The sequence below is a fragment of the Kosakonia sp. LAM2021 genome, assembly GCF_016620385.1.
In the GTDB taxonomy this organism is placed as follows: domain Bacteria; phylum Pseudomonadota; class Gammaproteobacteria; order Enterobacterales; family Enterobacteriaceae; genus Kosakonia; species Kosakonia sacchari.
This window is the reverse complement of the sequence record NZ_JAENHT010000002.1, coordinates 402,174-422,513: the sequence shown is the minus strand read 5'-3', so window position 1 is coordinate 422,513 and position 20,340 is coordinate 402,174. Positions and strand designations below refer to the sequence as shown.

Here is a 20,340-nt window from a genome sequence, read left to right as displayed (position 1 = left end):
TTTATGTCAGCCAATGTCTTAATATTTCTTATAAAGACCTTATAGTTGCCGATTGTATTACAAATCCCGGCCTGCATCGCCCGCCAGCTCTGACTCCCCCTCTTTTGCCATTATTGTGCTTTCTTTATTCACGACATAAATAGAAATGTGACATGGTGCAAATTCACAATCGCCAGATTCGGACATAACTTGCAATATTTCTTCATCTGGCCGACCTTATTACTATTAATTACGAAGCGCAAAAAAAATCGTCCCCTCCGTTTTTCGCACAGTGAAGTGATAACTATGTTGATTCCGTCTAAATTAAGTCGCCCGGTTCGTCTCGACCACACGGTGGTGCGGGAACGGCTGCTGGCTAAACTTTCCGGCGCCAACAATTATCGGCTTGCGCTGGTAACCAGCCCTGCGGGTTACGGCAAAACTACGCTCATTTCACAGTGGGCGGCAGGTAAGAACGACGTTGGCTGGTATTCGCTGGATGAAGGAGACAACCAGCAGGAACGCTTTGCCAGTTATTTTATCGCCGCTGTCCAGCAGGCGACGGGCGGGCACTGTGTTAGCAGTGAAGTGATGGCGCAAAAACGCCAGTACGCCAGCCTGCCGTCGCTTTTTTCACAGTTATTTATTGAGCTGACCGAATGGCAGCGCCCGTTGTATCTGGTGATTGATGATTACCATCTCGTCACCAACCCGGTGATCCACGATGCGATGCGCTTTTTCTTACGCCATCAGCCAGAAAACCTGACGCTGATTGTGCTGTCGCGCAACTTACCGCAGTTAGGTATCGCTAATTTACGTGTGCGCGAGCAGTTACTGGAAATTGGCAGCCACCAGCTTGCCTTTACCCATCAGGAAGCCAAACAGTTCTTTGACTGTCGCCTGACCTCCCCTATTGAAGCGGCAGAGAGCAGCCGCCTGTGCGACGACGTGGCCGGTTGGGCAACAGCGCTCCAGCTTATAGCGCTTTCTGCCCGGCAAAACCACAGCGCGCCGCACCAGTCTGCGCGCCGCCTGGCGGGCATTAACGCCAGCCATCTTTCGGATTATCTGGTTGATGAAGTGCTGGATAATGTCGATGTCGATACCCGTCATTTCCTGCTAAAAAGCGCGCTGCTGCGTTCAATGAACGATGCGCTGATTGTGCGCGTGACCGGCGAAGAGAACGGGCAGATGCGGCTGGAAGAGATTGAGCGCCAGGGCCTGTTTCTGCAACGGATGGACGATTCCGGCGAATGGTTTAGCTACCATCCGCTGTTTGGCAACTTCCTGCGCCAGCGTTGCCAGTGGGAACTGGCGACAGAATTACCGGATATTCACCGCGCGGCAGCGGAAAGCTGGATGGCGCAAGGTTTCCCGAGCGAAGCCATTCACCATGCGCTGGCGGCGGGCGATGGCATTATGCTGCGCGATATTCTGCTGCATCATGCCTGGGGGCTGTTTAACCACAGCGAGCTGAGCGTGCTGGAAGAGTCGCTAAAAGCGCTGCCGTGGGAAAGCCTGCTGGAAAACCCACGGCTGGTGCTGTTACAAGCCTGGTTGATGCAAAGCCAGCACCGCTACAGCGAAGTGAACACGCTCCTGGCGCGCGCCGAACAGGAGATGACCACGCAAATGGACGCCTCGCTACACGGCGATTTCAATGCCCTGCGCGCGCAGGTCGCCATCAATGATGGTGACCCGGTGGAAGCCGAACGGCTGGCGATGGTGGCACTCGAAGAGTTGCCGCTGGCAAATTATTACAGCCGCATTGTGGCCACCTCGGTCCACGGCGAAGTGCTGCACTGCAAAGGCGAGCTGACCAATTCGCTGTCGGTTATGCAGCAAACCGAACAGATGGCGCGTCGCCACGATGTCTGGCACTACGCGTTGTGGAGCCTTATTCAGCAAAGCGAAATTCTGTTCGCCCAGGGCTTTCTGCAAGCGGCCTGGGAGATGCAAGAGAAAGCCTTCGCGCTTATCCGTGAGCAGCATCTTGAGCAGTTGCCGATGCATGAATTTTTACTGCGCATCCGCGCGCAGCTGCTGTGGGCGTGGGCGCGGCTGGACGAGTCCGAAGCGGCGGCACGCCAGGGTATGGAGGTACTTTCCGCCCTGCAACCGCAGCAGCAGTTGCAGTGTCTGGCGTTGCTGGTGCAAAACTCGCTGGCGCGCGGCGATCTCGATAATGCCCGTAGCCACCTGCACCGGCTGGAGAATTTGCTCGGCAATGGTCAATACCATAGCGACTGGGTATCGAACGCCGACAAAGTGCGGGTGATCTACTGGCAAATGACCGGCGATAAAAAAGCAGCGGCCCAGTGGCTGCGCCAGACGCCTAAACCTGAATTTGCCAATAACCATTTTCTGCAAAGCCAGTGGCGCAATATTGCCCGCGCGCAGATCCTGCTCGGCGATTACGACCCGGCAGAAATGGTGCTTGAGGAATTAAATGAAAACGCGCGTGGCCTGCGCCTGATGAGCGATATCAACCGCAACCTGTTGCTGTTGAACCAGCTTTACTGGCAGGTGGGACGTAAAAATGACGCGCAGCGGGTGTTGTTGGAAGCTTTACAACTGGCTAACCGCACCGGGTTTATCAGCCACTTCGTGATTGAAGGGGAAGCGATGGCGCAGCAGTTGCGTCAGTTAATTCAACTTAATACGCTGCCGGAGCTGGATCAGCACCGCGCCCAGCGCATTTTGCGCGATATCAATCAGCACCACCGTCACAAGTTCGCGCATTTTGACGAGAACTTTGTCGAACGGCTGCTCACTCACCCGGAAGTACCGGAACTGATCCGCACCAGCCCGCTGACACAGCGCGAGTGGCAGGTGCTGGGGCTGATTTATTCTGGCTACAGTAATGAACAGATTGCGGGCGAGCTGGCTGTCGCGGCAACGACCATTAAAACCCATATCCGCAACCTCTATCAGAAACTCGGCGTCGCCCATCGCCAGGACGCGGTTCAGCATGCGCAGCAGTTGCTGAAGATTATGGGCTATGGGGTGTAAAAACCGCCGTAAGGCGGTTTAGCACAGCTCAAGTTGCACGTTGTTGCTGGTAATCACCTGCACCACACTGGCGGGTGGCATGGTATCGGTGTAAACCGCGTCCACCATGCTAATGCTGCCCATATTGACCATCGCGTTACGACCAAACTTCGAGTGATCCACCACCAGCATCACATGGCGCGAGTTTTCAATGATCGCCCGTTTGGTGCGCACTTCATGGTAATCAAACTCCAGCAATGAGCCATCGGCATCGATACCGCTGATGCCGAGGATGCCGAAATCGAGGCGGAATTGAGAGATAAAATCGAGCGTCGCCTCGCCCACAATCCCGCCGTCACGGCTGCGTAGTTCTCCGCCCGCCAGAATCACCCGAAAGTCGTCTTTCTTCATTAATGTATTGGCGACGTTCAGGTTGTTGGTGACGATGCGTAAATCACTGTGGTTGAGCAGCGCATGGGCAACCGCTTCCGGCGTGGTGCCAATATCAATAAACAGCGTGGCGCCGTTGGGAATTTGTTCCGCCACTTTGCGGGCGATACGCTCTTTTTCCGCCGTTTGCGTCGCTTTGCGATCGTGCCAGGAGGTGTTTTCCGAGCTCGATGGCAGCGCCGCACCGCCGTGATGACGCAAAATTTTATTCTGATCCGCCAGATCGTTCAGATCGCGGCGAATCGTTTGTGGACTAACGGAAAATTGCTCGACTAACTCTTCGGTACTGACGTATCCCTGCTGTTTAACCAGTTCAATAATTGCGTCATGACGCTGTGTTTGTTTCATGAATTGTCCCTGGATAATTATGTTCGTTTTCGCACATTTTTCGTGTCGACCAGCGCCATCGCCAGCCCAATCACCATCCCCGCCGTGTGCGCGCCGTTAGCAATGGCGAAGCCGGTCAAACCGAACCACTCCGCCACCATCAGCACAACGGTGAAGATAAACAATCCGTTAGGTAACGCAATCTGCGATTCCGGGTCACGTATACCGCGCAGCCAGACATAACCAATCAGTGCGTAAACCACGCCGGATAAGCCGCCAAACCACGGGCCAGTAAGCTGGTGCTGCACAAAACCGCTCAATAAAGCGCTAATGAGGGTAATGACCACCAGTTTTCCGGTGCCCAGACGTTTTTCAACCACGCCGCCAAGATACCACCACCAGAAAAGGTTGAAGATGATATGCACCAGCGAAAAGTGCATTACCGCATGGGTGAAGTAGCGCCAGACTTCAAACTGCACGCTTGCGTCCCACGGCCAGGCAAGCCACATCATCACCGTTTGATCGCCGATGACGCTCATCATCACAAACACCACGATGCACAGCGCCGACATCAACAGCGTTAATGGCCCGCCGCGCTCACGCAGCGCCGCCCGCAACGGAAAGCGGCGATAGTGCAAGCCGCTATCGATTTGCCCGGAATGCCAGCTCGCCGCCAGATAACGCGGGTCGCCGGGGTTTTCCATAAAACGCGCCAGTTCGCTGCGCACGCGCTCCGCCTGACTTTCATCTGCCAGCCAGACATCGCTTTGCTGATGGTGTTGAAGGGTGAGGATCACACCCTGGGTCTGCATATAATCAACAAACGCCTGGGCGACGCGAGGGTTGGAAAAAGAGGTAATCATCAACATGGCAGGCGTCGTTTAGTCCCTACAAAAAAAGACAGTATACCGAAGACGAGCGTAATGCCTACAGCGCGCCGTGCATCACTTCAGACGGAAAGCGGCGATGCCAGGCATCGAAACCGCCGTCCACGCTGTAGACCTGATCGTAGCCCTGCTGCAATAAATATTGCGCAGCGCCTTTGCTGCTGTTGCCGTGATAGCACATCACCATCACCGGCGTTTCGAAGTCGTTATCACGCATAAACGCGCCCAGCGTGTCGTTAGTTAAATGAAACGCGCCTGGCGTATGCCCCATCGCAAAGCTCTGCGGATCGCGAATATCCACCAGTACGGCCTGCTGCTGGTGCAATTTTTGGTGGGCTTCTTCTACGTTAATACACTCAAAGTGATCCATGACGTTCTCTTAATTGACACAGTTAATGGCTATCCTGCCGTCAAGTGTACGTCGTGACAGCGGGTTAGCGCCATTATGTTATGCATATCACTCTAAATTGTTTTTTTGATGTTACCAAAAGCGCGTTCCTTTGCTATTATGAGCGATATCGAACATTTTTGAGCTATAACGAAAGTGCATGAGGACAGCATGGAAACCAAAGATCTGATTGTGATAGGCGGGGGCATTAATGGTGCCGGTATCGCGGTTGACGCCGCAGGGCGTGGTTTGTCCGTGCTGATGCTGGAAGCACAGGATCTCGCCTGCGCGACATCCAGCAACAGCTCCAAATTGATTCACGGCGGCCTGCGCTACCTTGAACACTACGAATTCCGCCTGGTGAGCGAAGCGCTGGCCGAACGCGAAGTGCTGCTGAAAATGGCACCGCACATCGCTTTCCCGATGCGTTTTCGTCTGCCGCACCGTCCGCACCTGCGTCCGGCGTGGATGATCCGCATTGGTCTGTTTATGTACGATCACCTCGGTAAACGCACCAGTTTGCCTGCATCGCGCGGTTTGCGTTTTGGCGCAGAATCGGTGCTGAAACCGGAAATCGTGCGCGGTTTCGAATATTCTGACTGCTGGGTGGACGATGCGCGTCTGGTACTAGCCAATGCGCAGATGGTGGAACAAAAAGGCGGCAAAGTGATGACCCGCACCCGCGCCACCAGCGCACGTCGTGAAAACGGCATGTGGATTGTTGAAGCGGAAGATATCGACACCGGAGAAAAATTCAGCTGGCAGGCGCGCGGTCTGGTTAACGCCACCGGCCCATGGGTGAAAGAATTCTTCGATGACGGCATGCATCTGCCATCCCCGTACGGCATCCGCCTGATCAAAGGCAGCCATATTGTGGTGCCGCGCGCGCACGCGCAAAAACAGGCATATATCCTGCAAAACGAAGATAAGCGTATTGTCTTTGTGATTCCGTGGATGGATGAGTTTTCGATTATCGGCACCACGGATGTGGAATATAAAGGCGATCCGAAGCACGTTGAGATCGATGAAAACGAGATTAACTACCTGCTGAAAGTCTATAACGGTCACTTCAAGAAACAGCTGAGCCGCGAGGACATTGTCTGGACTTACTCCGGCGTACGCCCGCTGTGCGATGACGAATCCGATTCACCGCAGGCCATCACCCGTGACTATACGCTGGATATCCACGACGAAAACGGCAAAGCGCCGCTGCTGTCAGTGTTTGGCGGCAAATTGACCACTTACCGCAAGCTGGCCGAACACGCGCTGGAAAAACTGACGCCGTACTACAAAGGCATTGGCCCGGCATGGACGAAAAGCTGCGTATTACCAGGCGGGGATATTGCCGGCGACCGCGATGATTACGCCGCCAAATTGCGCCGCCGTTATCCGTTTATCAGCGAATCGCTGGCGCGCCATTATGCTCGCACATACGGCAGTAACAGCGAGCTGATACTGGCGAATGCCACCAGCCTTGAAGAGCTAGGCGAGCATTTCGGTCACGAGTTGTATGAAGCCGAACTGCGTTACCTGGTCGAACACGAATGGGTAAGACGCCTGGACGACGCTATCTGGCGTCGTACCAAACTCGGCATGTGGCTGAATGCGGAAGAGCAGTCGCGAGTGGCGCAATGGTTAACGCGTCATCATAAAGCGGAGCTGTCGCTGGCGTCGTAACAGAATCAGTCTCTCCCCTATGGGAGAGTGGCATTACAAGAGAAGGAACCTCTCCCAACCGGGAGAGGTTTTTTTATTACAGCCGAACCGGTTTGATATTCCAGATATTCTCGGCATATTCCTGAATAGTGCGATCCGATGAGAAATACCCCATATTGGCGATGTTACGCATCGCTTTATTGGTCCACTCTTCCGGGTGGCGATAGAGCTCATCCACTTTTTCCTGGCAGTCGATATAGCTACGGAAATCCGCCAGTACCTGATAATGGTCACCAAAGTTGATCAATGAATCGACGAGATCGCGGTAGCGCCCGGGTTCCTGCGGGCTGAATACGCCAGTGGCGATTTGCGTCAGCACTTGATGCAACTCTTCATCTTTCTCGTAGTATTCACGTGGCTTATAGCCTTTACGCCGCAGCGCTTCCACTTCATCCGCCGTGTTACCGAAGATAAAGATATTCTCTTCGCCAACGTGTTCCTGCATCTCAACATTCGCGCCATCCAGCGTGCCAATCGTCAGCGCGCCGTTGAGGGCAAATTTCATATTACTGGTGCCGGATGCTTCCGTGCCCGCCAGTGAAATCTGCTCGGAAAGATCCGCCGCCGGAATAATGACCTGCGCGAGACTGACGCTGTAATTGGGGATAAAGACCACTTTCAGTTTGTCGCCAATCTGCGGATCGTTATTGATCACCTGCGCGACATCATTGATCAAGTGGATGATGTGTTTTGCCATGTAGTAAGCAGACGCGGCTTTTCCGGCGAAGATATTGACGCGCGGTACCCATTGCGCCGTGGGATCGGCCTTGATGCGGTTGTAACGCACGATAACGTGCAACACATTCATCAACTGGCGCTTATATTCATGAATGCGTTTGATCTGCACATCGAAGAGCGCTTTCGGGTTCACCACCACGTTCAGTTGCTGGGCGATAACAATCGCCAGCCGCTTTTTATTCTCCAGCTTCGCCTGGCGCACCGCCTGATTCACCGTCGGATAATCAATATGCTGCTCCAGCTCGCTCAACTGGCTGAGATCGGTACGCCATGTGCGACCAATATTTTCATCCAGCACATGCGATAGCGACGGGTTCGCCAGCGCCAGCCAGCGCCGTGGCGTCACACCGTTGGTGACGTTGAGAAAACGCATCGGGAAGATTTCTGCGAAATCAGCAAACAACGACTGAACCATCAAATTGGAGTGCAGCTCGGAAACGCCATTCACTTTATGGCTCACCACCACCGCCAGCCAGGCCATACGTACGCGGCGTCCGCTGGCTTCGTCAATAATCGACGTGCGGCTCAACAAATCGGTATTATTCGGGTGCTGCTCCTGCAAGGTCTTGAGGAAATAATCATTAATTTCAAAGATGATTTGCAAATGGCGCGGCAAAATTTTACCCAGCATATCTACCGGCCAGGTCTCCAGCGCCTCACTCATCAGCGTGTGGTTGGTGTAAGAGAAGACCTGACAAGTCACCTCAAAGGCGTCATCCCATTCGAATTTATGCTCGTCTATAAGCAGACGCATCAGCTCGGGAATCGACAGCACCGGATGGGTGTCATTGAGGTGAATGGCGATTTTATCTGCCAGATTGCTAAAAGTCTGGTGCAACTGATAGTGGCGGCTGAGGATATCCTGCACCGTCGCAGAGACCAGGAAGTACTCCTGACGCAGACGCAACTCGCGACCGGAGTAGGTGGAATCATCCGGGTAGAGCACGCGGGAGACGTTTTCCGAGTGGTTTTTATCTTCCACGGCGGCAAAGTAGTCGCCCTGGTTGAATTTACCGAGGTTGATTTCGCTACTAGCCTGCGCATTCCACAAACGCAGCGTGTTCGTCGCATCGGTATCGTAGCCGGGGATAATCTGATCGTAGGCAACCGCAAGGATCTCTTCGGTTTCAACCCAGCGGCTCTTTCTGCCTTCCTGCTGAATGCGCCCGCCAAACCGCACTTTGTAGCGCGTGTTGTGGCGTTTAAACTCCCACGGGTTGCCGTACTCCAGCCAGTAATCCGGCGACTCTTTCTGCCGCCCGTCGACGATGTTTTGTTTGAACATCCCGTAGTCGTAACGAATGCCATAACCGCGACCGGGCAATCCCAGCGTCGCCAGCGAATCCAGGAAGCAGGCGGCAAGGCGACCGAGCCCGCCGTTGCCAAGACCGGGGTCGTTCTCTTCATCAATCAGCTCTTCAAGGTCGAACCCCATTTCATCCAGCGCATTTTTCACATCGTCATAGATACCGAGTGAGAGCAAGGCGTTAGAAAGGGTGCGGCCAATCAGAAACTCCATCGACAAGTAGTAAACCTGGCGCACTTCCTGAGAGAGCTGCGCACGGGTGGAACGCAGCCAGCGCTCCACCAGCCGATCGCGCACGGCAAACAGCGTGGCGTTCAGCCATTCGTGGCGATTGGCGACAGCCGGATCTTTACCGATGGTGAACATCAGTTTGTAGGCAATCGAATGTTTTAACGCCTCAATACTTAACGTAGGTGAAGCATAAGTAAAAGGTGCATTCATATAATGATTCCTGGAAAACTATTTCAACCGAAGGTAAAGATCGCGGTATGACTGCGCGGCGACCTGCCAGCTAAAATCCATCGCCATCGCCTGACGCTGTACAAAACGCCAAAGTGATGGACGGGACCACAACACGAAAGCACGCCTGATGGCTCTAAGCAGCGACCAGGCATTACTGTCTTCAAAGACAAAACCGCTGGCGACGCCATCCGCCAGGTTTTCCAGCGAACTGTCGGAAACCGTATCCGCCAGCCCGCCCGTGCGGCGCACTAATGGCAGCGTGCCGTACTTCAGACCATACAACTGCGTCAGGCCGCAGGGTTCAAAGCGGCTCGGCACCAGAATGACATCCGCCCCGCCCATAATGCGGTGCGAGAACGCTTCGTGGTAACCAATCTGCACCCCTACCTGCCCGGAGTGTTCTGCGGCGGCAGCGAGGAAACCTTCCTGCAATACCGGATCGCCCGCGCCGAGCAGCGCCAGTTGACCGCCCTGTTCCAGAAGCCCAGGCAAGGCTTCCAACACCAGATCCAGCCCTTTCTGGCTGGTCAGGCGGCTCACCACCGCAAACAACGGGACTTTGTCGTTCACTTTCAGCCCCATCGCCACTTGCAGCTGGCGTTTGTTTTCCGCTTTTTCTTCCAGCGTATCGCGCGTGTAGCGCGCACCGAGCAGCAAATCGGTGGCCGGATCCCAAATCTTTTCATCCACGCCGTTCAGGATGCCGCTCAAACGCCCTTCTTGCTGGCGCTGGCGCAACAGCCCTTCCATACCATAGGCGAACTGCGGTTCGGTGATCTCGCGCGCGTAAGTCGGGCTGACGGCGGTAATATGATCCGCGTAATAGAGCCCCGCCTTGAGAAACGAAATCTGTCCGTTGAATTCCAGCCCATGCATATTAAAGAACGACAATGGCAGTTCGATGTCATTCATATGCTGTGCATAAAACATGCCCTGATAGGCAAGGTTATGCACCGTAAACACCGACTTGGCCGGATGCCCCTTCGCCGCGAGGTACGCCGGTGCCAACCCTGCATGCCAGTCGTGCGCGTGCACCACATCCGGGCGCCAGAATGGATCAAGTCCGCTGGCCATTTCGCTGCCGACCCAACCGAGTAACGCAAAACGCAGCACGTTGTCGGTATAGGCGAACAAATTCGTGTCGTGATAGGGACTTCCGGGCCGATCATACAGATGCGGCGCATCGATCATGTAAATCCCCACCCCGTTGAAGTGACCGAATAACAGCGAAATATGGCCGGCAAATGTCTCACGCCGGGACACCACTTTCGCATCGCTCACACCACGACGAATATCAGGGAACGCAGGCAACAGAACGCGAGTATCAACACCACCGGCAATTTGTGCCGCAGGCAACGCGCCAATCACGTCTGCCAGACCCCCGGTCTTCAGCAACGGAAACATCTCAGAACATACATGTAAAACCTGCATTATCGCTCCTGTTCAAAACCCGTTGGCCTTGATGCCAGAAATGGGGAAACAGCGCGCGGACCCCTTCCGCGCAAGGTTATAATCAGATGCTTTCAGCTTTTAATTTGCGCAGCATTTCACGTGTGACCAACACAATGCCTTCTTCGGAGCGGTAAAAGCGACGCGCATCTTCTTCCGCATTTTCACCAATCACCGTTCCTTCCGGTATCACGCAGCCTCTGTCGATAATGCAGCGATGGAGGCGACAGGAGCGCCCCACCCACACTTCCGGTAGCAAGACCGAAGAGTCGATATTGCAGAATGAGTTGACGCGCACGCGGTAGAACAACACCGACTGCACAACAACCGATCCTGAAATAACGCAACCGCCGGATACCAGCGAGTTCAACGTCATGCCGTGGCTGCCCGACCTGTCCTGGACGAATTTCGCCGGGGGTAAAGATTGATTATAGGTACGGATAGGCCAATTTTGATCGTACATGTCCAGTTCCGGCATCACCGAGGCTAAATCAAGGTTCGTTTTCCAGTAGGCTTCGAGCGTACCGACATCCCGCCAGTACGGGCTGGCGTCAGGATCGGACTGCACACAGGACAACGGGAACGGGTGTGCATACGCCATGCCTGACTTCACTATCTGCGGAATGATGTCCTTGCCAAAATCATGGCTGGAATTTTCATTCTCATCATCCTGCTCCAGCAGGTCGTACAGATACTCCGCATCAAAAATATAGATCCCCATGCTGGCCAGCGCCTTGCTGTCGTCCCCTGGCATGCTGGGTGGCGACGCGGGTTTCTCCACGAAGTCGATTATTTTGTCGTTCTCATCCACGGCTATTACGCCAAAAGCGGTGGCCTCATGTACGGGCACCGGCAGGCAGGCAACGGTACAGCGCGCCTCTTTTTCGACATGATCAATCAGCATGCGCGAGTAGTCCTGCTTGTAGATGTGATCGCCCGCCAGGATGACGATGTATTCCGCGCGATAACGGCGAATGATGTCGAGATTCTGCGTGACGGCATCCGCCGTGCCGCGATACCAGTTTTCACCATGCACACGCTGCTGAGCGGGCAGCAGATCGACAAACTCATTCATCTCGTTATTAAAAAACGACCAGCCGCGCTGAATATGTTGAATCAGCGTATGCGACTGGTACTGCGTGATGACGCCAATTCGCCGAATGCCGGAGTTAATGCAGTTGGAAAGCGCGAAGTCGATGATGCGGAACTTGCCACCGAAGTGCACCGCCGGTTTGGCGCGTTTTTTGGTTAAATCTTTCAGACGCGTCCCCCGGCCGCCCGCCAGGATCAGGGCAACAGATTTTAGCGGCAACTGGCGCGCCAGCATTGTTGGGTCGTTCTTATCTAATCTCACCATGACTAACTCCTTTTTTATGACCGCTGAAATACGCACACTCCATGCGCGGGCCCGTGCCAGACAGAGACGATGACCGGATTGTCCTCTCCGGCAAAAGGCGGAATGGCGCACCATTCACCTGCGGGTAAAGCCATTTCTGCAACTTCTGCGGTGGCATTAAGGGTGATTAACACGCTGTCTGATAACAGGATCTGTAAGCGGCGCACCCCGTTTTGCCACGCCTGCGGCGTGAGCTGTTGCCCTTCGTCATTTAACCAGGCGACGTTGCCGTCACCCTCTTCCCACCACGCGTCACACGTGAGCGCAGGAATACGCTGGCGCAAATGGATAAGCGCGGCGGTAAAAGTCACCAGTCCGCTATCCACCTGGCTCCAGTCAAGCCAGGTTAATGCGTTATCCTGGCAATAAGCATTGTTATTGCCGTGCTGGCTATGCCCCATTTCGTCGCCAGCCAGCAGCATTGGCGTACCTTGAGAAAGCAGTAACGTGGTTAAGAGCGCGTGCATGCTCGCACGCCGTCTTTCAACCACATCAAGGCTGCCGCCTAATCCTTCTGTTCCGTGATTGAAACTGTGATTACTGTTGGTACCGTCGCGGTTGTCTTCGCCATTGGCTTCGTTATGTTTATGGTCAAAAGAGACACAATCCCGCAGCGTAAAACCGTCATGAGCGGTGATCAGATTGATAGAGGCCGATGGCTGGCGACCATCACGTTTGAATACATCGCTGGACGCGGCAAAGCGCCCGGCGAACTCCCCCAATGAGAGGGATTGTTCGAGCCAGAAACGGCGCGTCGCATCGCGGAAATGGTCGTTCCACTCAGCAAAAGGTGACGGATAGTTCCCCACCTGATAACCACCGGGACCGATATCCCACGGCTCGGCAATCAGCTTAAGAGAGCGCAGGAGCGGATCGTTTTTAATGGCGTTAAACAGCGGTGCCTGCTGGCTGAATTCCGGCGTGCGTCCCATCACTGAGGCCAGATCAAAGCGAAAACCATCCACATGAAAGGTTTCGACCCAGTAACGCAGGCAGGCGTGCGTGTAATCCACCACATCGGCGTTATTCAAATTGAGCGTGTTACCGCAGCCGGTCCAGTTGTGGTAGTCGCCATCTTCGCGAGTCCAGTAATAACTTCGGTTGTCGATGCCGCGCATGGAAAAGGTCGGCCCGTCGAGATCGCTTTCAGCGCTATGGTTGAGGACGATATCGAGGATCACTTCGATCCCGGCCCGATGCAGCGTTTTTACCGCATCGCGAAACTCAGTCATCGCCTGCGCCGGATGAGTAGCGTAGCGGGGTTCCAGCGCAAACAGCGCTAGCGGGTTATAGCCCCAGTAATTTGAAAGCCCCAGCCGCTGCAGGCGCGGCTCGCTGGCAAAATGCGCCACGGGTAATAATTCCAGCGCGGTGATCCCCAGTTGTTTAAACCAGTTGATCATCACCGGGTGGCCCAGCGCCTTGTAGGTGCCGCGTATTTCCTGCGGGATCTCCGGGTGCAGCCACGTCAGCCCTTTGACATGCGCTTCGTAAATGACCGTGTTACCCCAGGGGATGCGCGGCGGCGCGTCCTCTTCCCAGTCGTAGTTTTCATGCACCACCACGCTGCGTAAGCCGAGCACGGCGTTATCGTGGGGATCCGGCGCGTCATAACCGCCGTGAAACAGCGGGTTGTCGAGCGTTTCGCCTTCAACACGCCGCGCACACGGATCGAGCAGTAATTTGGCCGGGTTAAAACGGTGCCCACGAGCGGGTTCCCACGGGCCATGAACACGGTAGCCGTAATGCAAGCCCGGCTTCGCGCCCGGCAGAAAACCGTGCCAGATATCGCCGGTGCGACCGGGTAAGTCGACGCGCTGTTCATTGCCCTCATCGTCGAACAGGCACAGCTCCACGCGCTCAGCATGGGCAGAAAACAGCGTAAAGTTCACACCGTTGCCCTGCACATGCGCGCCGTGAGGCGTCGCTTTTCCGGTCGTCAGCTTGCTCATTCGCCCTCCCGCACCAGCCAGATAGTCGCCAGCGGCGGTATGGTCAGCAGTAGGGAGTGCTCACGCCCGCGATTGGCGATCGCGTCGCTATGCACCACGCCGCCATTGCCGGTGTTGCTGCCGTGGTAATGCACGGAGTCGCTGTTTAACTCTTCGCGCCAGCGCCCCGGTTGGTTAATGCCGATGCGGTAATCCGGGCGCGGCACGGGGGTAAAGTTACTGACAACGAGGATTTCATTGCCCTGCTTATCACGGCGGACAAAGGCAAATACCGAAGCTTCATGGTCATCCACTACCAGCCATTCAAAACCGTACGGGTCGAAGTCCAGCTCGTGTAGCGCTTTATGATGGCGATAAACCTGGTTCAAATCGCGCACCAGACGCTGCACGCCGTGATGCCAGTTATCACCGCCCTCCAGCAAGTGCCAGTCGAGGCTGCCGTCGTGGTTCCATTCGCGGCCCTGTGCGAATTCGTTGCCCATAAACAGCAGTTTTTTACCGGGGAACGCCCACATCCAGGCGTAATAGGCGCGCAGGTTGGCGAATTTTTGCCAGGCATCGCCGGGCATACGGTCAAGAATCGATTTCTTACCATGCACCACTTCGTCATGGGAAAGCGGCAGAATAAAGTTTTCGGTGTAGTTATAGAGAATACCGAAGGTCATCTTGTCGTGATGGTATTTGCGGTACACCGGATCAAGCTTCATGTAATCCAGCGTGTCGTGCATCCAGCCGAGGTTCCATTTGTACCAGAAGCCCAACCCGCCTTGCGACGGCGGGCGCGACACGCCAGCAAAATCGGTAGACTCTTCCGCCATGCTCACGGCACCGGGCGCTTGCTCACCGAGGATGCGGTTGGTATTACGCAAAAACTCGATCGCTTCGAGGTTCTCGCGCCCCCCGTATTCATTGGGGATCCATTCCCCCTCTTTACGGCTGTAGTCACGATAGATCATCGACGCCACCGCATCCACGCGCAGAGCGTCGATGCCGAAGCGTTCAATCCAGTACAGCGCGTTACCGACCAGATAGTTGCTCACTTCCCGGCGGCCATAGTTATAAATCAGCGTGTTCCAGTCCTGGTGATAGCCTTCACGCGGATCGCTGTGCTCGTAGAGTTTGGTGCCGTCGAAATCCGCCAGACCAAAGTCATCTGAGGGGAAATGGCCCGGCACCCAATCGAGGATCACCCCTAAACCGGCAGCATGCGCGGTATGAATAAAGTGCAGGAAATCATCGCGCGTACCAAAACGGCGGGTGGGTGCATACAGGCCGGTAGGCTGATAACCCCAGCTGCCATCGAACGGGTGTTCATTCACAGGCATCAACTCTAGATGGGTGAATCCCATCCATTTCGCGTAAGGCACCAGTTGGTCCGCCAGTTCGCGATAGCTGAGCCAAAAATTGTTGTCGGTATGGCGACGCCAGGAGCCCAGATGGACTTCATAGATACTGATTGGCGCATCGAATTCATTGGCGCGTTTGCGCTCTTCGCTCTGCGTTTTCTTGCCCGGCAAGCCGCAAATCAGCGACGCGCTGTCGGGCCGCATCTGCGCCTCAAACGCATAAGGATCAGCTTTGATACGCAGCTTACCGTGCGCATCAATCATCTCGAATTTATAGAGCTGCCCATTGAGCGCGCCGGGAATGAAAAGCTCCCAGATACCGCTTTCCCGACGCAGGCGCATCGGGTGGCGGCGGCCATCCCAGTAGTTAAATTGTCCCACTACCGAGACGCGCTGAGCATTCGGCGCCCAGACGGAGAAACGCGTTCCCACCACGCCATCGACCGTATCGGCATGCGCACCCAGCGTTTCGTAAGGCCGCATATGCGTGCCTTCGCTCAGCAGCCAGGCATCCATATCCTGGATTAACGGGCCAAAACGGTAGGGATCGTCAATCAGGTTTTGTTGGCCGTGCCAGATAACGGCGAACTGATAATAGAAAGGGTTTTTACGGCGTTGCATCACGCCGCTAAAGAAACCCCTGGAATCCAGGCACTCCAGTTTTCCCACTTTGCGCCCTGTTTTCGGCTCGATAACCCACACTTCGGTGGCATCAGGCAGCAGCGCACGTACTTCCAGACCGGCTTCGGTCTGGTGCATCCCCAGCACCGAAAAAGGATCAGCAAAATGACCCGCAATAAGCGCGTTAATGACGTCTTTATCAACACGAACGGACATGGTTCTCATCCTGTTGTTGTGGCATCGCACCTTCCACCGTAGTAAGTCCGGTTGCGACACTTTTTTGACCTGAACGGCGCAGCACCAAATGTGCGTCCTCTCTGCCCCGTCCCATCTTCAGGCAAGATGTTCCGACACCTTGTCTAAAGCATAGCCAACACTTTTCAACACTTGAGAAAATAAACACATCTGTGCTTCTTTCTGGCAAAAAAGCACAAAAAAAGGGCGCCGCAGCGCCCCTTGTGGTGGTGAACTCTGTTACGCCAGTTGGCGCAACATACGACGCAGCGGTTCGGCTGCGCCCCATAACAGCTGGTCACCAACGGTGAAGGCAGAAAGGAACTCCGGTCCCATGTTCAATTTACGCAGACGACCAACCGGCGTGGTCAGTGTGCCGGTGACGGCGGCTGGCGTCAGTTCGCGCATACTGATTTCGCGATCGTTTGGCACCACTTTCGCCCATGGGTTATGCGCCGCCAGCAGCTCTTCGACGGTCGGAATCGACACATCTTTTTTCAGCTTGATGGTGAACGCCTGGCTGTGGCAGCGCAGCGCGCCGATGCGCACGCAGAGACCATCAACCGGAATGACATTAACAGTGTTAAGAATTTTGTTGGTTTCCGCCTGACCTTTCCACTCTTCGCGGCTCTGGCCGTTATCAAGCTGTTTGTCGATCCACGGGATCAGGCTGCCCGCCAGCGGTACGCCAAAGTTATCGACCGACAACTCGCCGCTGCGTGTCAGCGCGGTCACTTTACGTTCGATATCCAGAATCGCTGACGCCGGATCGGCAAGCTCGGCGGCAACATGGCTGTGCAACTGGCCCATTTGCGTCAGCAGTTCACGCATATGGCGCGCGCCGCCGCCGGATGCGGCCTGGTAAGTGGCAACTGAAACCCACTCCACCAGATCATTGGCAAACAGCCCGCCGAGCGACATCAGCATCAGGCTGACGGTGCAGTTACCGCCGACGAAGGTTTTCACGCCGTTGTTCAGACCGTCGTTAATTACCGCCTGGTTGACCGGGTCGAGAATAATGATGGCGTCATCTTTCATGCGTAAAGAGGAAGCCGCGTCGATCCAGTAACCCTGCCAGCCGCTTTCACGAAGCTTTGGATAGATTTCGTTGGTATAATCGCCGCCCTGGCAGGTGACAATGATGTCGAGTGCCTTCAGCGCTTCCAGATTGAATGCGTCCTGAAGCGTGCCTGCTGTACTTCCGCCAAACGCGGGTGCAGCCTGCCCAAACTGGGAAGTGGAAAAGAAGACAGGGCGAATGGCGTCGAAATCGCGCTCTTCAATCATGCGCTGCATGAGAACGGAGCCGACCATTCCGCGCCAACCGATAAAACCAACATTTTTCATAGCGAAGTTCCTGCGAAGGTGTGTGCTGTGTATACGAACCAGTATCCCACTGGGAATAGCCACATTACAAAATGCAGCCAAAGTCGCAAGTGAAATTAATCAATGATCGCGAACGTATCAGAAATGCAGCTAATTACTGTAATTTTGCTGCCTGCGTCAGGGATAAGAGTGAATGACTGATATCATCTCCGCCACCGTGTTGTTGATCCTGATTATGGATCCCCTGGGCAACCTGCCCATCTTTATGTCGGTATTGAAACATACTGAGCCGAAGCGCCGACGGGCGATCATGATCCGCGAACTGCTGATTGCGCTGCTGGTGATGTTTATCTTCCTCTTCGCCGGGGAGAAAATCCTCGCGCTGCTCAATTTACGCGCGGAGACGGTTTCTATCTCCGGCGGCATCATTCTGTTCCTGATTGCCATTAAGATGATTTTTCCCAGCGAATCCGGCAGCAGCTCTGGGCTGCCCGCTGGCGAAGAGCCATTTATTGTTCCTCTGGCAATTCCGCTGGTGGCAGGCCCAACACTGCTGGCAACGTTAATGCTGCTTTCCCATCAATATCCGAATCAAATGAGTCACCTGGTGATTGCGCTGCTGATTGCCTGGGGCGGCACCGTGGCTATCTTGTTGCAATCGTCGCTGTTTTTGCGTCTGCTCGGCGAGAAAGGGGTTAACGCGCTGGAAAGGCTGATGGGGCTGATTCTGGTGATGCTCGCCACCCAGATGTTCCTGGATGGGATTCGGGTGTGGATGAAAGGGTAAAACGAACCCTCTCCCGGGGGAGAGGGTGTGCAAACTTAGCTCAACAGTGAAAACGCGATCATCCCGATAATCGCACCGGTGGTGCCAAGGATGGTTTCCATCATGGTCCAGGTTTTCAGCGTTTGCGCTTCGGTTGCGCCGGTGAAGCGGCCATACAGCCAGAAACCGGCATCGTTCACGTGGCTTACCACAATCGAACCGCCCGCGATGCAGATGGAGAGTGCCGCCATCTGCGCGCCGTTGAAGTGCAGTTGTTCAATAACTGGCATTACCAGGCCAACAGCCGTCAGGCAGGCAACCGTGGCGGAACCCTGAATAATGCGTACCGCAGCGGCCAGCACAAAACAGGTAATCGCGATAGGCAAGCCCATGCCGGTCAGCGCTTCGCCCAGTGCCGGGCCAACGCCGGAATCCACCAGCACTTGCTTGAACACACCGCCTGCACCAATCACCAGCAGAATAATGCCCGCCGGTTGCAGCGCCTGACCGCAGATTTCCATAACGCGATCTTTCGGCATCCCCTGACGCATCGCCAGGCCATAAATCGCCACCAGGCATGCAACGAGGATCGCGGTAAACGGGTGGCCAATAAACTCCAGCCAGTCGTACAAATTGCTGCCTTCGGCTACAAAACGCGCGGCGATGGTTTTCATCCCCACCAGCACCAGCGGGAGCAAAATCAGCGACAGGCTGAAACCGAACGAGGGCATTTTGCCTTCGCCCAGATGCGGCTCGCTAATATCATCAGGAATGTGCAGCTCCACATGGCGGCTGATAAAGTTGCCCCATAGCGGACCGGCAATCAGCATGCCCGGAATCGCCGCGCACAGGCCAATCAGGATCATCCAGCCGAAATCAGCGTGCATCTGCGATGCCAGCAGCATTGGCGCAGGCCCCGGCAGCAGAAACGCCGCGGCTGCCGCAACGCCGGCGAACAGTGGAATCACCAGTTTCACCAGGTTGGTGCCGGTATGACGCGCCATGGAAAACGCCACGCTAATCAGCAGAACAATCGCGACTTCAAAGAACAGCGGCAGCGCACAAATCAACCCCGCCAGACCAATCGCGTAATGGGCGCGGTTGTGGCCGAAAGAGTGGAGCATTTTGACGGCGATTTGGTCCACCGCGCCGGTCTCGTGAAGGATTTTGCCGAACATCGCGCCAAGCGCGACCACAATCGCCAGAAAGCCGAGCGTGCCGCCCATCCCTTTTTCCATGGTCTGCGCGATTTTGATCAACGGCATCCCGGAAAAAAGCCCTGCACCAATGGAAACCACCATCAAAGCAACGAAAGCGTGCATACGCGCTTTCATCACTAAAAACAGCAGCAGCAAAACCGAGCCTACTGCTGTTAAAACAAGCGTTAATGTACTCACTTAGCACTGCCTTTATTAATGACTTCAATGGTGCTGGCAACAACACCATCCAGCGGCTGGTCAATATCCACAACCAGAACATCCGGCTCATCCGCGCCCGGTTCTTGCAGCGCTTCAAACTGCGTTACTAACATTTGCGTTTTGAAGAAGTGCCCTTTACGCGCTTTCAGACGGCCTTCAATCACCTCGAAATCGCCTTTCAGGTAGATGAAAGAGAGATTAGGGTTACCGTCGCGCAGCTGGTCGCGATAGTGTTTTTTCAGCGCCGAGCAAACAATCAGCGACACTTTGTTGGTGCGCTGCATGGCGAAAGCGGCGTCGTTCAGCGCCTGCAGCCACGGTTTGCGGTCATCGTCGTTCAGCGGTTCACCGGACGCCATTTTGGTGATGTTGCTGCGCGGATGGAGGAAATCGCCGTCGAGAAACGCGGCATGTAACTGATGCGCCACTTCGCTGGCGACAGCAGATTTGCCGCTGCCTGAAACGCCCATCAGAACATAAACGTGGTGATCAAGGTTAGTCGTGCTCAAGGGTAGCCCCCACAGGTGCAAGAGTGAATTGTTACGGGTAACTGTTATCGGTAACATTGTCCTGCTGGGGTAATGGAGA

14 protein-coding genes are annotated in these 20,340 nt (G+C 55.0%); 3 read left to right on the top strand and 11 right to left on the bottom strand.

Annotated elements, in window-relative coordinates; genetic code table 11:
- Nucleotides 1-285 precede the first annotated feature (285 nt).
- Entirely contained in the window at nucleotides 286-2,991 is a 2,706-nt protein-coding gene (malT, locus tag JKP81_RS08390; RefSeq protein ID WP_200551366.1) for an HTH-type transcriptional regulator MalT, read from the top strand.
- Nucleotides 2,992-3,009: 18 nt separating this feature from the next.
- Here the strand turns inward: malT and JKP81_RS08385 are convergent, their stop codons facing one another.
- The 3 genes from JKP81_RS08385 to glpE are packed head-to-tail and all read right to left on the bottom strand — an operon-like array spanning nucleotide 3,010 to nucleotide 5,004.
- A complete protein-coding gene (locus tag JKP81_RS08385; protein ID WP_017459542.1) occupies nucleotides 3,010-3,768 on the bottom strand; it encodes a DeoR/GlpR family transcriptional regulator in 759 nt (252 codons plus the stop codon).
- Nucleotides 3,769-3,785: 17 nt separating this feature from the next.
- Nucleotides 3,786-4,616 (bottom strand): rhomboid family intramembrane serine protease GlpG, encoded by an 831-nt coding sequence (gene glpG / locus JKP81_RS08380; RefSeq protein WP_200551365.1) that lies wholly within the window; start codon nucleotides 4,614-4,616, stop codon nucleotides 3,786-3,788.
- Nucleotides 4,617-4,674: 58 nt separating this feature from the next.
- Nucleotides 4,675-5,004: a thiosulfate sulfurtransferase GlpE gene (gene glpE / locus JKP81_RS08375; protein ID WP_200551364.1), complete on the bottom strand. Its 330-nt coding sequence runs from the start codon at nucleotides 5,002-5,004 to the stop codon at nucleotides 4,675-4,677.
- Between the two features lie 189 nt (nucleotides 5,005-5,193).
- On the opposite strand from glpE, the gene glpD reads away from it, so the two are divergent.
- Nucleotides 5,194-6,699, top strand: coding sequence for a glycerol-3-phosphate dehydrogenase (gene glpD / locus JKP81_RS08370; protein ID WP_017459545.1), 1,506 nt, complete (start codon nucleotides 5,194-5,196; stop codon nucleotides 6,697-6,699).
- 76 nt (nucleotides 6,700-6,775) lie between these two features.
- Here glpD and glgP read toward each other — a convergent pair whose 3' ends face one another.
- The 6 genes from glgP to asd all read right to left on the bottom strand — a co-directional run bounded on the left by glgP (nucleotide 6,776) and on the right by asd (nucleotide 17,589).
- A complete protein-coding gene (gene glgP, locus JKP81_RS08365) occupies nucleotides 6,776-9,223 on the bottom strand; it encodes a glycogen phosphorylase (protein WP_200551363.1) in 2,448 nt (815 codons plus the stop codon).
- An 18-nt stretch (nucleotides 9,224-9,241) separates the two neighbouring features.
- Nucleotides 9,242-10,675, bottom strand: a complete 1,434-nt coding sequence (glgA, locus tag JKP81_RS08360) for a glycogen synthase GlgA (protein WP_200551362.1) — start codon at nucleotides 10,673-10,675, stop codon at nucleotides 9,242-9,244.
- Nucleotides 10,676-10,757: 82 nt separating this feature from the next.
- A complete protein-coding gene (gene glgC / locus JKP81_RS08355) occupies nucleotides 10,758-12,050 on the bottom strand; it encodes a glucose-1-phosphate adenylyltransferase (protein ID WP_200551361.1) in 1,293 nt (430 codons plus the stop codon).
- A 14-nt stretch (nucleotides 12,051-12,064) separates the two neighbouring features.
- Entirely contained in the window at nucleotides 12,065-14,041 is a 1,977-nt protein-coding gene (glgX, locus tag JKP81_RS08350) for a glycogen debranching protein GlgX (RefSeq protein ID WP_200551360.1), read from the bottom strand.
- Complete coding sequence (gene glgB, locus JKP81_RS08345; RefSeq protein ID WP_200551359.1) at nucleotides 14,038-16,224, bottom strand: 1,4-alpha-glucan branching enzyme; 2,187 nt, start codon at nucleotides 16,222-16,224, stop codon at nucleotides 14,038-14,040. Before glgB ends, glgX begins: the two co-directional genes overlap by 4 nt.
- Before the next feature lie 258 nt (nucleotides 16,225-16,482).
- A complete protein-coding gene (gene asd / locus JKP81_RS08340) occupies nucleotides 16,483-17,589 on the bottom strand; it encodes an aspartate-semialdehyde dehydrogenase (protein WP_200551358.1) in 1,107 nt (368 codons plus the stop codon).
- 172 nt (nucleotides 17,590-17,761) lie between these two features.
- Here asd and JKP81_RS08335 point away from each other — a divergent pair, with 172 nt between their 5' ends.
- Complete coding sequence (locus JKP81_RS08335; RefSeq protein ID WP_017459552.1) at nucleotides 17,762-18,355, top strand: YhgN family NAAT transporter; 594 nt, start codon at nucleotides 17,762-17,764, stop codon at nucleotides 18,353-18,355.
- 35 nt (nucleotides 18,356-18,390) lie between these two features.
- Here JKP81_RS08335 and gntU read toward each other — a convergent pair whose 3' ends face one another.
- Both gntU and gntK read right to left on the bottom strand, forming a co-directional pair.
- On the bottom strand, nucleotides 18,391-19,731 hold the full coding sequence (gene gntU, locus JKP81_RS08330; protein ID WP_086872750.1) for a gluconate transporter: 1,341 nt from the start codon (nucleotides 19,729-19,731) through the stop codon (nucleotides 18,391-18,393).
- Nucleotides 19,728-20,261, bottom strand: a complete 534-nt coding sequence (gntK, locus tag JKP81_RS08325; RefSeq protein ID WP_200551357.1) for a gluconokinase — start codon at nucleotides 20,259-20,261, stop codon at nucleotides 19,728-19,730. Before gntK ends, gntU begins: the two co-directional genes overlap by 4 nt.
- Nucleotides 20,262-20,340: the final 79 nt, after the last annotated feature.